11 protein-coding genes and 1 pseudogene are annotated in these 13,293 nt (G+C 59.0%); 9 read left to right on the forward strand and 3 right to left on the reverse strand.

Translation table 11 applies throughout. The features are described 5' to 3' along the window. Positions 1-479 precede the first annotated feature (479 nt). Positions 480-836: a DUF6124 family protein gene (locus F8N44_RS08955; protein WP_150650068.1), complete on the forward strand. Its 357-nt coding sequence runs from the start codon at positions 480-482 to the stop codon at positions 834-836. A gap of 171 nt (positions 837-1,007) precedes the next feature. Here the strand turns inward: F8N44_RS08955 and F8N44_RS08960 are convergent, their stop codons facing one another. Continuing rightward, complete coding sequence (locus F8N44_RS08960) at positions 1,008-1,724, reverse strand: SIMPL domain-containing protein (RefSeq protein WP_150650069.1); 717 nt, start codon at positions 1,722-1,724, stop codon at positions 1,008-1,010. Between the two features lie 316 nt (positions 1,725-2,040). On the opposite strand from F8N44_RS08960, the gene F8N44_RS08965 reads away from it, so the two are divergent. The 4 genes from F8N44_RS08965 to F8N44_RS08980 all read left to right on the forward strand — a co-directional run bounded on the left by F8N44_RS08965 (position 2,041) and on the right by F8N44_RS08980 (position 6,602). Continuing rightward, on the forward strand, positions 2,041-3,303 hold the full coding sequence (locus F8N44_RS08965) for an ATP-binding protein (RefSeq protein WP_007915316.1): 1,263 nt from the start codon (positions 2,041-2,043) through the stop codon (positions 3,301-3,303). After that, entirely contained in the window at positions 3,296-3,856 is a 561-nt protein-coding gene (locus F8N44_RS08970) for a response regulator transcription factor (RefSeq protein WP_003221630.1), read from the forward strand. The genes F8N44_RS08965 and F8N44_RS08970 overlap by 8 nt, the downstream gene beginning before the upstream one ends. Positions 3,857-3,952: 96 nt before the next feature. Then, entirely contained in the window at positions 3,953-5,680 is a 1,728-nt protein-coding gene (locus F8N44_RS08975) for an ABC transporter ATP-binding protein/permease (RefSeq protein WP_150650070.1), read from the forward strand. A 175-nt stretch (positions 5,681-5,855) separates the two neighbouring features. Continuing rightward, on the forward strand, positions 5,856-6,602 hold the full coding sequence (locus F8N44_RS08980) for a FadR/GntR family transcriptional regulator (protein ID WP_016984324.1): 747 nt from the start codon (positions 5,856-5,858) through the stop codon (positions 6,600-6,602). 7 nt (positions 6,603-6,609) lie between these two features. Here the strand turns inward: F8N44_RS08980 and F8N44_RS08985 are convergent, their stop codons facing one another. Both F8N44_RS08985 and F8N44_RS08990 read right to left on the reverse strand, forming a co-directional pair. Then, a complete protein-coding gene (locus F8N44_RS08985; RefSeq protein WP_150650071.1) occupies positions 6,610-6,972 on the reverse strand; it encodes a hypothetical protein in 363 nt (120 codons plus the stop codon). A gap of 130 nt (positions 6,973-7,102) precedes the next feature. Beyond that, positions 7,103-7,483 (reverse strand): hypothetical protein, encoded by a 381-nt coding sequence (locus F8N44_RS08990; protein WP_150650072.1) that lies wholly within the window; start codon positions 7,481-7,483, stop codon positions 7,103-7,105. A gap of 296 nt (positions 7,484-7,779) precedes the next feature. Between F8N44_RS08990 and kdgD the strand changes: the two genes are divergently transcribed. The 4 genes and pseudogenes from kdgD to garD all read left to right on the forward strand — a co-directional run bounded on the left by kdgD (position 7,780) and on the right by garD (position 13,282). Continuing rightward, positions 7,780-8,691 carry a 5-dehydro-4-deoxyglucarate dehydratase gene (gene kdgD, locus F8N44_RS08995; protein WP_150650073.1) on the forward strand — a complete coding sequence of 304 codons (912 nt, stop codon included), beginning with the start codon at positions 7,780-7,782 and terminating at the stop codon, positions 8,689-8,691. Between the two features lie 75 nt (positions 8,692-8,766). Next, positions 8,767-10,212 (forward strand): aldehyde dehydrogenase family protein, encoded by a 1,446-nt coding sequence (locus F8N44_RS09000; protein WP_034154458.1) that lies wholly within the window; start codon positions 8,767-8,769, stop codon positions 10,210-10,212. Between the two features lie 113 nt (positions 10,213-10,325). Beyond that, positions 10,326-11,717, forward strand: a pseudogene (locus F8N44_RS09005) (MFS transporter); the annotation flags it as partial. A gap of 11 nt (positions 11,718-11,728) precedes the next feature. After that, positions 11,729-13,282, forward strand: a complete 1,554-nt coding sequence (gene garD, locus F8N44_RS09010; RefSeq protein ID WP_150650074.1) for a galactarate dehydratase — start codon at positions 11,729-11,731, stop codon at positions 13,280-13,282. Positions 13,283-13,293 lie beyond the last annotated feature (11 nt).

Genomic DNA, 13,293 nt, shown 5'->3' on the forward strand with positions numbered 1-13,293 from the left:
CCCTTTGGGAGAGGGCTAGGGTGAGGGGCTTTTGATCTACTTCAGAATCTGAGTCCAACTCGGTATTGCACGTCGGCGTATCTCTCGCAATCACCTCGGTCAGTCCCCTCTCCCTCTGGGAGAGGGCTAGGGTGAGGGTTGGCTTTTGGCTGTTTAAATCTGTGCCAGATAACCAGAACCTTCCCACAAGGTTTTCAGGTTGTCCGTCGGACGTGCGCTCTCTAGGCTCTGGTTGTCGCTGAAGACTCAGCGATCGGGAGGTGAGATTCCCGGTTATTGAATTTGGAAACCTGCACAAGCCCCTCCATAATCGCCGCCAGCTCATGCTGTCAGCAGTTTTTTATGGCGGCTATGTACGGGCGGACTTTTGTCCGGCCGGGTTGGTTTCCTTACCGGTAATCTCACTCCGTACATAGTTGCCACCTCATTTCTCGAGTGAGATCGGAAATGAATGGCGTCAGTTCATAAGGAAATTTTCCATGGATAAATTGATACCTGACCCACCCCTCGATACCCCACTCGAAGACGCCATCCGCGCCGACGACCAGATCAAAACCCGCGAAGCCATCAAGCGCGCCCTGGATTTCTACCTCAGCCCTGACCCGGTCAAGCCCCGGCAGCCCAGCACGATGTTCCTGATCCAGCCGAACATCGACACCGAAAGCCTGCTGGCGCATGCCTGTGAGTCACTGGCGTCGGCGAACACGTTAACCGGTAACTTTGCCGATCAGTTGGGCCGGCCCGAGCGGAATACGGCGCTGGCGATTCAGCAGATCATCATGCTGGCCGAGCTGGCGGTGAATCGGGCGCTGGATCGGGTTGATCCGCAGACCTGAAACCGCGTTATCGTTCTTCGCGAGCAAGCTCGCTCCCACAGGTGGAATGCATTTCAAACTGTGGGAGCGAGCCTGCTCGCGAAGACGGTGGTTCATCCACAGCAAATCCCAGGCACAAAAAAACCGCCGATCATTCACCGATCGGCGGTTTTTCATTCAGCCCAGATCAAATCACTGCATCAACACTTCAATCGAGCCATCAGCCGTCATGCTCACCTGGCTGGTGCCCGCTTCAACTTCCGGCGTCACCGGCGCCGAATCCATGGCCGCCGCTTTCATCATCATCGGTGCGCGCAGGTACGGCTGTGGATAACCATTGCTGTTGAGGTTCAGGTTGACGATTTTGTAGCCTTTGCCGCCCAGTGCATCGGTGGCCAGTTGGGCGCGGGCCTTGAAGGCGATTACGGCTTCTTTGAGCAGGGCGTCTTCACTGGATTTGCGGGTCGGGTCGGCGATGGCGAAGTCCATGCCGCCCATTTTCAGGTCGCCGAGCAGTTCGCCAGTGAGTTTGGACAGGGCGGCGAAGTCAGAGCTTTCCAGGCGCAGTTCGGCGCGTTCACGCCAGCCGGTGATCTTCTGGCCTTTGGTGTCGTAGATCGGGTAGCTGTTGCGGCTGCCTTGGCGCAGGGTGATGTCTTTGACTTGCTTGGCCTGAGCCAGGGCCTTGTTCATGGTGGTGCTGACGTCGGCGGCGAGTTTCGCCGGGTCGGTGTTTTGCTCTTCGGTGTAAAGGGTGACGATCATCAGGTCGCGGGCGACTTCCGTGCTGACTTCGGCGCGCAGGGAAATCTGGTTGTAGTGCAGCTCATCGGCGGCCAGGGCCGGAAGGCTGGCGATGCTGCCGACGGTCAGGGCGAGAAGGGCGGCGCTGCGGCGAAATGTGTGCATGAAAGCTCCTTGATGAGGGCGCAGGTGATGGTTCGGGGGCCTGCGTGAAACCATCAGACTCTAGCTTTTATGATCCGGTTCGCCCAGTTACAACTTCTATACACATCGCCGGGGCTGCTGCTCAGCCCTTCGCGAGTAGGCTCACTGCCACCTTTGAAATGCATTCTCCCTGTGGGAGCGAGCTTGCTCGCGAAGAGGCCCTTATAGCCGCCGAAGATGTTTTCGCCATGTGGTCGTTTGCCGCACTTTCGCCTCTCAAGGCCGCGCGTTGGTTATACTCCGTGCGATCCGCCTGGAGCGCTCATCAGGAGAGCTCATGCTCGCCCCCGTACAACTGACTTCCGCCACTCGCCAGAACCTCTGGCGGCTGACTTTCATCCGCACGCTGGTGCTCGCCGCGCAGGCCGGCTCCGTTGGCCTGGCCTACTGGCTGCAATTGTTGCCGTTGCCGTGGGTGCAACTGGCGATGACCCTTGGCTGCTCGACGCTGCTATGCGTGTTTACCGCGGTGCGTTTGCGTACCTCGTGGCCAGTGACCGAACTCGAATATGCGCTGCAACTGGCCTGCGATCTGGTGATCCACAGTGCGCTGCTGTATTTCTCCGGCGGTTCGACCAATCCGTTTGTTTCCTACTATCTGGTGCCGCTGACCATCGCTGCGGTGACGTTGCCGTGGCGCTATTCGGTGATCTTGTCCGGCATCGCGCTGGCGTTGTACACGGTGATGCTGACGCGCTTCTATCCGCTGGAAACCCTGCCGGTCGCCCGCGAGAACCTGCAGATCTACGGCATGTGGTTGAGCTTCGCACTGGCAGCGGCGGTGATCACCTTCTTCGCTGCGCGCATGGCTGAAGAGCTGCGCCGTCAGGAAGAATTGCGCGCGATCCGTCGTGAAGAAGGCCTGCGCGATCAGCAATTACTGGCCGTCGCCACTCAAGCTGCTGGTGCCGCCCATGAACTCGGCACACCGCTGGCGACCATGAGCGTGTTGCTCAAGGAAATGCAGCAGGACCATCCTGACCCGATGCTGCAGGATGATCTGAAGGTGCTGCAAGATCAGGTCAAACTCTGCAAGGAGACCTTGCAGCAACTGGTTCGCGCTGCCGAAGCCAACCGACGTCTTGCCGTCGAGATGCAGGACGTCACCGACTGGCTCGACGAAGCGCTGAATCGCTGGCACCTGATGCGTCCGGAAGCCAGTTATCGCTTCCACCGTCTCGGCCAGGGTACGGTGCCGCGCATGGCGCCGCCGCCGGATCTGACTCAGGCGCTGTTGAATCTGCTCAACAACGCCGCCGATGCCTGCCCGGAAAACCTCAAAGTGACCCTGGACTGGGATGTCGAGAACCTGACCATCAGCATTCGTGACCACGGCGCTGGTGTGCCGTTGGCCATCGCTGAACAGATCGGCAAACCGTTTTTTACCACCAAGGGCAAAGGTTTCGGCCTGGGCCTGTTTTTGAGCAAGGCCAGCGTGACACGCGCCGGCGGCTCAGTGAAACTCTATAGTCATGAGGAAGGCGGCACGCTCACCGAGCTGCGCCTGCCCCACGGCGCCCGAGGAGACCAACATGAGTGACGAAATCCAAGTCGAAGGCGAAGAACTGCCGCATTTGCTGCTGGTCGATGACGACGCAACGTTCACCCGAGTGATGGCCCGTGCCATGGCTCGCCGTGGCTTCCGCGTCAGCACAGCAGGTTCCGCCGAAGAAGGCCTGACCATCGCCCAGGCCGATCTGCCTGATTACGCCGCGCTCGATCTGAAAATGGACGGCGATTCCGGTCTGGTGCTGCTGCCCAAGCTGCTGGAGCTGGACCCGGAAATGCGCGTGGTGATTCTCACGGGCTATTCGAGCATTGCCACCGCGGTCGAAGCGATCAAGCGCGGCGCCTGCAATTACCTGTGCAAACCGGCCGATGCCGACGACGTGCTGGCCGCGTTGCTGTCCGAGCACGCCGACCTCGACAGTCTGGTGCCGGAAAACCCGATGTCGGTTGACCGCTTGCAGTGGGAACACATCCAGCGCGTGCTCACCGAGCACGAAGGCAATATCTCCGCCACTGCCCGCGCCCTGGGCATGCACCGCCGTACCCTGCAGCGCAAACTGCAGAAGCGCCCGGTTCGTCGCTGAACCTGCGCTGAACGACTATCGCCAGCCCTCGCGATAAAACGCACCGATCATCTATGATCGGTGCGTGTCTGTTCTTTTCTATATCGAGCCTTATCCATGAATCAGAACGCTGAATATTCCGCGGTCAACGATGCTGTGCGCGGACAGTTTTTTCGCAAGGTGTGGGCGATGACCACGCCTTACTGGCGCAGCGAAGAGAAGGGCAAGGCCTGGACATTGCTGATTGCCGTGATCGCGCTGTCGCTGTTCAGCGTGGCGATTTCGGTGTGGATCAACAGTTGGTACAAGGATTTCTACAATGCGCTGCAGAAGAAGGACGACGCGGCGTTCTGGCAATTGATCCTGTATTTCTGCGGGATTGCCACGGTGGCGATCCTTGGGGCGGTGTATCGCCTCTATCTGACGCAGATGCTGACGATTCGCTGGCGGGCGTGGCTGACCGAAAACCACTTCAAGCGCTGGCTCGGCCACAAGAACTACTATCAACTGGAGCAGGGCGGTTACACCGATAACCCGGACCAGCGGATTTCCGAAGACCTCAATACCTTTACCGCCAACACCTTGAGTCTGGGCCTCGGGCTGATCCGCACTGTGGTCAGTCTGGTGTCGTTCTCGATCATTTTGTGGGGCGTGTCGGGCAGCATTGAAGTGTTCGGCATCGAGATTCCCGGCTACATGTTCTGGTGTGCGCTGATTTATGCAGCTGTCGGCAGTTGGCTGACGCACCTGATCGGTCGACGCTTGATCGGCCTGAACAACCAACAACAACGTTTCGAAGCGGACCTGCGCTTTTCCATGGTGCGCGTACGCGAGAACGCCGAAAGCATTGCCTTGTACAACGGCGAGCCGAATGAAAATCGTCGTTTGAGCAGCCGTTTCGGGCTGGTCTGGCACAACTTCTGGGACATCATGCGTGTGTCCAAACGCCTGACGTTCTTCACTTCCGGCTACGGCCAGATCGCCATTATTTTCCCTTTCATCGTGGCTGCGCCGCGTTATCTGGCGGGCAAGATCGAACTGGGCGAACTGATGCAGATCAACTCGGCGTTCGGCAACGTACAGGAGAACTTCAGTTGGTTCATCAGCGCGTATTCGGATCTGGCCGCGTGGCGCGCGACGTGTGATCGTCTACTGAGTTTCCGCCAGGCCATGAGCGATAACGAAGAGCGCATCCCGGCCATCGATGTGCAGAATCAGGGCAGCGAATTGAAGGTACACAACCTCGGTCTGGATCTGGCCGACGGTCGTCATTTGCTGACCAGCGCCGACATGACCGTCGAAGCGGGTGAGCGAGTGATGCTCAGCGGGCGTTCGGGCAGCGGCAAGTCGACGCTGTTGCGGGCGATGGGGCATTTGTGGCCGGCGGGGCACGGCAACATTCGTCTGCCGGCGGCGCGTTACCTGTTCCTGCCGCAGAAACCGTATCTGCCGATCGGCACCCTGCGCGAAGCGCTGAGTTATCCACAACCGGGTGACACTTACGCGCCGGAACGTTATGCACAAGTGCTGGAAACCTGCCGCCTACCGCATCTGGTCGCGCGGCTGGACGAGGCTAATCATTGGCAACGCATGCTCTCGCCGGGCGAACAGCAACGCTTGGCTTTCGCCCGCGCAATGCTTTACGCGCCGCAATGGCTGTACATGGACGAAGCCACTTCGGCGATGGACGAGGAAGACGAAGCGACGCTGTATCAGGCACTGATCGATCAGTTGCCGGGTCTGAGCATTGTCAGCGTCGGCCATCGCAGCAGTTTGAAACGCTTCCATCCACGGCATGTACGGATCGACAGCGGTCATTTGGTTGAACAGACCGTAACCGCCTGACGCCACGGATCCCTTGTAGGAGCTGCCGAAGGCTGCGATCTTTTGATTTTAAAGATCAAAATAAAAAGATCGCAGCCTTCGGCAGCTCCTACAGGAACGTCGTGTTGGCAGTGATCGTACAACCCGCTTGAGCTATCATGCCTCCAAGCCGAATTTTCGAGACAAGATGCACACCATGGAAAACCTGATCGAAACCCCGCGTCTCCCGCGCAAGCGCCGCAGCCTGGCCCAGGAACTGGTGACGGTGCTGAGCGAGCAGATCCGCGATGGCCTGCTCAAGCGCGGTGACAAACTGCCCACCGAGTCGGCGATCATGGAAGCCCATGGCGTCAGCCGCACGGTCGTGCGCGAAGCGATTTCGCGTTTGCAGGCTGCAGGGCAAGTGGAAACCCGCCACGGCATCGGCACCTTCGTGCTCGACACGCCGAGCCCGAGTGGCTTCCGCATCGACCCGGCCACCGTCGTCACCCTGCGTGACGTGTTGGCGATTCTCGAATTGCGCATCAGTCTCGAAGTCGAGTCTGCCGGCCTTGCCGCGCAACGTCGCAGCGCCGAGCAACTGGCGACCATGCGTGCCGCCCTCGATGCACTCAACGAAAGCGCTGCCCACGCCAGTGATGCGGTCGCTTCGGACTTTGCGTTTCATCTGGAAATCGCCCTGTCCACCGGCAACCGTTATTTCACTGACATCATGACCCACCTGGGCACCAGCATCATTCCGCGCACGCGGCTGAACTCAGCGCGACTGGCCCATGATGATCAGCAGCACTACATGAGCCGCCTGAGCCGTGAACACGAAGAAATCTACGACGCGATTGCCCGTCAGGATTCCGATGCAGCGCGTGCGGCGATGCGTCTGCACCTGACCAACAGCCGTGAAAGACTGCGCCAGGCCCATGAAGAGGCACAGGCGCAGGGGTGAGGTTGGGTCAGTCTTTAAGCGTGATTTCCAATGGTAATGATTGCCGGACGTTGCCTGCTCTGTCGTTGGAGTACTGCAAGCGCGCGCTCTTGCCGGCGTTCAGCATTTTTTCAAATGGCGCTTTCGGGATTGCAAGCTCAACGGGTTTTCCAGCGGAGATTGAGGTCAGTTCGACGGAGCCTGACCACTCCTCAGCACCGTCTGAGTCATACACTTTCAGTGTGATTTTGTCCCCTGCGGCCGCTTCTTGGAGGGCAGGCACTACCCCATGAGCAGGGTCAATCAAGTTATGTATGTAGAGGACGTCATCGATTGCTTCCTTAAGCACAGGTGCAGGCAGCATTTGGATAGCGAAACGTTTATCTGTCATGTTCAAAATCCTTTTAATTGTCGAAACGAGCCGATGGCAGCTCAAGCTGATTAATGTTTGGATCGCGATTGCCTGGCACCTGTAAGAAATACCAGTTCCGACGAACGGTCACCGCTCCCGCACGACCAGTTCAGTCCTCGATCCGCAACCTCAACACCTCCGAAAACGGCTCCATACTCGACTCATCACAAAACTTGTAGCGCAATTCGACCTCCCTGTTCAGGTACGGACGCAGCACCTCTTTGGGGATCTGCAACTCGATCCCCGTCAGTTTTTCCATCTCGTCCTCGGCATCGTCCCAGGTGCCAGTGTCCACTTCTTCGCCTGCCCATTCCGGCTCTTCCGGGTCATCACCGAGAATCGGGTAAACGCTCCAGTTCGCTGGAAAATCGCTGGAATCCGGGACCTGCATGATCAATACATCGGGTAGCTCGGACAGCTGAAGGGTGAGGGTGTCAGAGGCAGAAGAGGCGATTTGCGCGAGGGTCGGGGCAGCATAATTCACGAACATTTCGGTTTCCTTCGAAGGTCCGCCACGATCCTTCGTGGCAGTCGTCGCACCTTACCCGGCGTTTCTCCAACGCTCAGTAAACGAATCTTGACCAGACATTTCCGCGCTGTAACCCTTTAAATACGGGCTTTTGCGAGGAGTCCTGGCAAGCCTTAAACAATTTTGTCCGACAAAAAAACACCCACAACGATGAAATGCTGTTGACGGTTATTATTTAAGTTGTACGATGACCTACAACTTCAGCGAAGGCTGAACGGACCAATCACAAAAAACGTTGCTACCAGGGTGTTCGAATAATGAATCCACAAGAACTGAAGTCCATCCTCTCTGCCGGCCTGCTGTCTTTCCCGGTGACCGATTTCAACGCGCAGGGCGATTTCAACCGCGCCGGCTACATCAAACGTCTGGAATGGCTGGCCCCGTATGGCGCTTCAGCATTGTTCGCCGCCGGCGGCACCGGTGAGTTCTTCTCCCTGGCCGCCAGCGAATACTCGGAAATCATCAAGACTGCCGTCGACACCTGCGCCACCAGCGTGCCGATTCTGGCCGGCGTCGGCGGTTCGACCCGTCAGGCCATCGAATACGCTCAGGAAGCCGAGCGTCTGGGCGCCAAAGGTCTGTTGCTGCTGCCGCACTACCTGACCGAAGCGAGCCAGGACGGCGTTGCCGCCCACGTTGAAGCCGTGTGTAAATCGGTCAACATCGGCGTAGTCGTTTACAACCGCAACGTTTGCCGCTTGACCGCGTCGCTGCTGGAACGTCTGGCCGAGCGCTGCCCAAACCTGATCGGTTACAAGGACGGTCTGGGTGATATCGAGTTGATGGTGTCGATCCGTCGCCGCCTCGGTGATCGTTTCAGCTACCTGGGTGGTCTGCCGACCGCCGAAGTCTACGCTGCTGCCTACAAGGCCTTGGGCGTGCCGGTTTACTCCTCGGCGGTGTTCAACTTCATCCCGAAAACCGCGATGGACTTCTACCACGCGATCGCCCGTGAAGATCACGCCACCGTCGGCAAGATCATCGACGACTTCTTCCTGCCGTACCTCGACATCCGCAACCGCAAGGCCGGTTATGCCGTGAGCATCGTCAAGGCAGGCGCGAAAATCGCCGGCTATGACGCAGGCCCGGTGCGGGCGCCGCTGACCGATCTGACTGGCGAAGAGTACGAAATGCTCGCTGCGCTGATCGACAAGCAAGGTGCGCAGTAACACCCGACAAAAACGCGGCCGCTGAGTAATCAGCGGCTTTTTGCGTAAAGGCTTTTAGTTTTGAGGGCTGCCCCTGTGACAAATGCAAAACGCTACGACAACTACATCAACGGCGAATGGGTTGCCGGTGCCGACTACTCGGCCAACATCAACCCGTCGGAACTGAGCGACACCATCGGCGACTACGCCAAGGCTGATCTGACTCAGGTTCACGCCGCCATCGACGCTGCCCGCGCGGCATTTCCGGCGTATTCGACTTCGGGCATTCAGGCCCGTCACGATTCGCTGGATAAAGTCGGTACGGAAATTCTCGCCCGTCGCGAAGAACTCGGCACCCTGCTGGCGCGGGAAGAGGGCAAGACCCTGCCCGAAGCCATCGGCGAAGTGACCCGCGCCGGCAACATCTTCAAGTTCTTCGCCGGTGAATGCCTGCGCCTGTCTGGCGACTACGTGCCGTCGGTGCGCCCGGGCGTCAACGTTGAAGTGACTCGCGAAGCACTGGGTGTGGTCGGTCTGATCACCCCGTGGAACTTCCCGATCGCCATTCCAGCGTGGAAAATCGCGCCAGCCTTGGCCTACGGCAACTGCGTGGTATTGAAACCGGCCGATCTGGTGCCGGGTTGCGCCTGGGCGCTGGCGGAAATCATCTCTCGCGCAGGCTTCCCGGCCGGCGTGTTCAACCTGGTGATGGGCAGCGGTCGCGTGGTTGGCGATGCGCTGGTGCAGAGCCCGAAAGTCGATGGCATCAGCTTCACCGGTTCGGTGGGTGTGGGTCGGCAGATCGCCGTCAACTGCGTATCCCGCCAGGCCAAAGTCCAGCTGGAAATGGGCGGCAAGAACCCGCAGATCATTCTCGACGACGCCGACCTCAAGCAAGCGGTCGAGCTGTCGGTGCAGAGCGCGTTCTATTCCACTGGTCAGCGTTGCACTGCGTCGAGCCGCTTGATCGTAACCGCTGGGATTCACGACAAGTTCGTCGAAGCCATGGCCGAGCGTATGAAGTCGATCAAGGTCGGCCACGCACTGAAATCCGGCACCGATATCGGTCCGGTAGTTTCGCAAGCGCAGCTTGAACAGGATATGAAGTACATCGACATCGGCCAGTCCGAAGGTGCGCGTCTGGTCAGCGGTGGTGGTCTGGTGACCTGCGACACCGAAGGCTACTTCCTCGCGCCAACGCTGTTTGCCGACAGCGAAGCGTCGATGCGCATCAGCCGCGAAGAGATCTTCGGCCCGGTGGCCAACATCGTTCGCGTGGCTGACTACGACGCGGCGCTGGCGATGGCCAACGACACCGAGTTCGGTCTGTCGGCAGGTATCGCTACGACGTCGTTGAAGTACGCCAATCACTTCAAACGCCATTCGCAAGCCGGGATGGTCATGGTCAACCTGCCGACCGCTGGCGTGGATTACCACGTTCCGTTCGGTGGGCGTAAAGGTTCATCCTATGGATCACGTGAGCAAGGCCGCTATGCGCAAGAGTTCTACACGGTCGTGAAGACCAGTTACATCGGTTCCTGATACACGCAATACCCCTGTAGGAGCTGCCGAAGGCTGCGATCTTTTGATCTCGATCTTAAAGATCGCAGCCTTCGGCAGCTCCTACAGGGAATACCAAAGAAGATTCACCCGCGCATAAAAATAATCAGTGGGAGTACCTCTACATGCAATCGTCCAAGCCGACTCACGTCCGCTATTTGATCCTGCTCATGCTGTTTCTGGTGACCACGATCAACTACGCCGACCGTGCCACGATCGCCATCGCCGGCTCCAGCCTGCAAAAAGATCTGGGCATCGACGCAGTCACCCTCGGCTACATCTTCTCCGCATTCGGTTGGGCCTACGTGGCCGGGCAAATTCCCGGTGGCTGGCTGCTCGATCGCTTCGGCTCGAAAAAAGTCTATGCCCTGAGCATTTTCACCTGGTCGCTGTTCACCGTGCTGCAAGGCTTTGTCGGTGAATTCGGCATGTCCACCGCGATTGTTGCGCTGTTCATGCTGCGCTTCCTCGTCGGTCTGGCTGAAGCGCCTTCGTTCCCCGGCAACGCGCGCATCGTCGCGGCGTGGTTCCCGACCGCTGAACGCGGCACCGCTTCGGCGATCTTCAACTCGGCGCAATACTTTGCCACCGTGTTGTTCGCACCGCTGATGGGCTGGATCGTGTACTCCTTCGGTTGGGAGCACGTGTTCATCGTCATGGGTATCCTCGGGATCATCTTCTCGCTGGTCTGGCTGAAAGTGATTTACAGCCCGCGTGAACACCCGCGTATCAACGAAGCTGAGTTCAAACATATCGCTGAAAACGGCGGCATGGTCGACATGGATCAGAAGGGCAAAAAGTCCGACGGTCCGAAGTGGGATTACATCCGTCAGTTGCTGACCAACCGGATGATGCTTGGCGTGTATCTGGGCCAGTACTGCATCAACGGCATCACTTACTTCTTCCTGACCTGGTTCCCGGTGTATCTGGTGCAAGAGCGTGGCATGACCATTCTCAAGGCCGGTTTCATCGCCTCGTTGCCGGCAATCTGCGGCTTTATCGGCGGCGTGCTCGGTGGGGTGATTTCCGACTACCTGTTGCGCAAGGGCCACTCGCTGACCTTCGCGCGCAAAGCGCCGATCATTGCCGGCCTGCTGGTTTCCAGCAGCATCGTTGCCTGCAACTATGTTGAAGTGGAATGGATGGTGGTTGGCTTCATGGCCCTGGCCTTCTTCGGCAAAGGCGTTGGCGCGCTGGGTTGGGCGGTGGTTTCCGACACTTCGCCAAAACAGATCGCCGGTCTGAGCGGTGGCCTGTTCAACACTTTCGGCAACATTGCTTCGATCACCACGCCGATCGTGATTGGCTACATCATCAGCTCCACCGGTTCGTTCAAATGGGCGCTGGTGTTCGTCGGTGCCAACGCACTGGTCGCGGTGTTCAGCTATCTGGTCATCGTTGGCCCGATCAAACGCGTGGTACTCAAAGAGCCGCCAACCAACGGCGGTGTTGAAGCCAGCGGTAAATTGTCCCAAGCGCATTCCTGAGGAGCGGCGTCATGCAGTTGATTGAACATTCCGACTCGCCGCGCCACATCCGCCTGCACGAGCGGGACAATGTGGTGGTCGTGGTCAACGACCAGGGCGCACCGGCCGGCACTGAGTTTGCCGATGGCCTGGTGACGCTGGAATTTGTGCCGCAGAGCCACAAGGTCACCCTCGAAGATATTCCTGAGGGCGGCCAGGTGATTCGCTACGGTCAGGTGATCGGCTACGCGTTGCAGCCGATTCGCCGTGGCAGTTGGGTCAAGGAAGATCAACTGCGCATGCCGACCGCGCCGCCGCTGGACAGCTTGCCGCTGTCCACCGAGGTGCCGGACGCGCAGGCACCGCTGGAAGGTTTCACCTTCGAGGGCTATCGCAACGCCGACGGCACCGTCGGCACGCGCAATATTCTCGGTATCACTACGACCGTGCAGTGCGTCACCGGCGTGCTCGATCACGCGGTGAAACGCATCAAGGAAGAACTGCTGCCGAAGTACCCGCACGTCGATGACGTGGTGGCGCTGACCCACAGTTACGGCTGCGGCGTGGCGATTACCGCCACCGACGCCTACATCCCGATTCGCACCGTGCGCAATCTGGCGCGTAATCCGAACCTCGGTGGTGAGGCATTGGTGATCAGTCTGGGCTGCGAGAAATTGCAGGCCGGACAGGTGATGCACGAGGACGACGCTTCTGTGGATCTCAGCGATCCATGGCTGTATCGCCTGCAGGATTCCAGTCACGGTTTCACCGAGATGATCGAACAGATCATGCAACTGGCTGAGGTCCGTTTGAAGAAACTCGACCAGCGTCGCCGCGAGACCGTGCCGGCATCCGAGCTGATCCTCGGCATGCAGTGTGGCGGCAGCGATGCGTTCTCCGGGATCACCGCCAACCCGGCGCTGGGTTACGCCTCGGACTTGCTGTTGCGTGCAGGGGCGACGGTGATGTTTTCCGAAGTCACCGAAGTGCGCGATGCGATTTACCTGCTGACTTCACGCGCCGAAAGCAAAACCGTCGCCGAGGAACTGGTGCGCGAGATGGACTGGTACGACCGTTACCTGGCCAAGGGTGAAGCGGATCGCAGCGCCAACACCACGCCGGGCAACAAGAAGGGCGGGCTGTCGAACATTGTCGAGAAGTCGCTGGGGTCGATCGTCAAATCCGGGAGCAGCGCGATCAATGGCGTGCTCGGCCCGGGCGAGCGTTTCAAGCAGAAGGGTTTGATTTTCTGCGCGACGCCGGCGAGCGATTTTGTCTGCGGCACGTTGCAACTGGCGGCGGGGATGAACCTGCATGTGTTCACCACCGGGCGCGGCACACCCTATGGCTTGGCGATGGCGCCGGTGGTGAAGGTCTCGACGCGTACGGAGCTGGCGCAGCGTTGGCCCGATCTGATCGACATCGATGCCGGGCGGATCGCAACCGGGCGCGCGACCATCGAGGAATTGGGTTGGGAGCTGTTTCACTATTACCTGGATGTCGCGAGCGGCAAACAGCAGACGTGGGCGGAGAAGCACAAACTGCATAACGACATTACTTTGTTCAATCCGGCGCCGATTACTTGATGGTTTGGGGG

Source organism: Pseudomonas fluorescens (assembly GCF_902497745.1).
Lineage (GTDB): Bacteria > Pseudomonadota > Gammaproteobacteria > Pseudomonadales > Pseudomonadaceae > Aquipseudomonas > Aquipseudomonas fluorescens_BM.

Excerpts from the sequence above, each read along its gene's own strand:
- F8N44_RS08955 (WP_150650068.1), top strand. The coding sequence starts at position 480 with ATGGATAAATTGATACCTGACCCACCCCTCGATACCCCACTCGAAGAC.
- F8N44_RS08985 (WP_150650071.1), bottom strand. The coding sequence starts at position 6,972 with ATGACAGATAAACGTTTCGCTATCCAAATGCTGCCTGCACCTGTGCTT.
- F8N44_RS08970 (WP_003221630.1), top strand. The coding sequence starts at position 3,296 with ATGAGTGACGAAATCCAAGTCGAAGGCGAAGAACTGCCGCATTTGCTG.
- F8N44_RS08980 (WP_016984324.1), top strand. The coding sequence starts at position 5,856 with ATGGAAAACCTGATCGAAACCCCGCGTCTCCCGCGCAAGCGCCGCAGC.
- F8N44_RS08975 (WP_150650070.1), top strand. The coding sequence starts at position 3,953 with ATGAATCAGAACGCTGAATATTCCGCGGTCAACGATGCTGTGCGCGGA.
- garD (WP_150650074.1), top strand. The coding sequence starts at position 11,729 with ATGCAGTTGATTGAACATTCCGACTCGCCGCGCCACATCCGCCTGCAC.
- F8N44_RS08965 (WP_007915316.1), top strand. The coding sequence starts at position 2,041 with ATGCTCGCCCCCGTACAACTGACTTCCGCCACTCGCCAGAACCTCTGG.
- F8N44_RS08990 (WP_150650072.1), bottom strand. The coding sequence starts at position 7,483 with ATGTTCGTGAATTATGCTGCCCCGACCCTCGCGCAAATCGCCTCTTCT.
- F8N44_RS08960 (WP_150650069.1), bottom strand. The coding sequence starts at position 1,724 with ATGCACACATTTCGCCGCAGCGCCGCCCTTCTCGCCCTGACCGTCGGC.
- kdgD (WP_150650073.1), top strand. The coding sequence starts at position 7,780 with ATGAATCCACAAGAACTGAAGTCCATCCTCTCTGCCGGCCTGCTGTCT.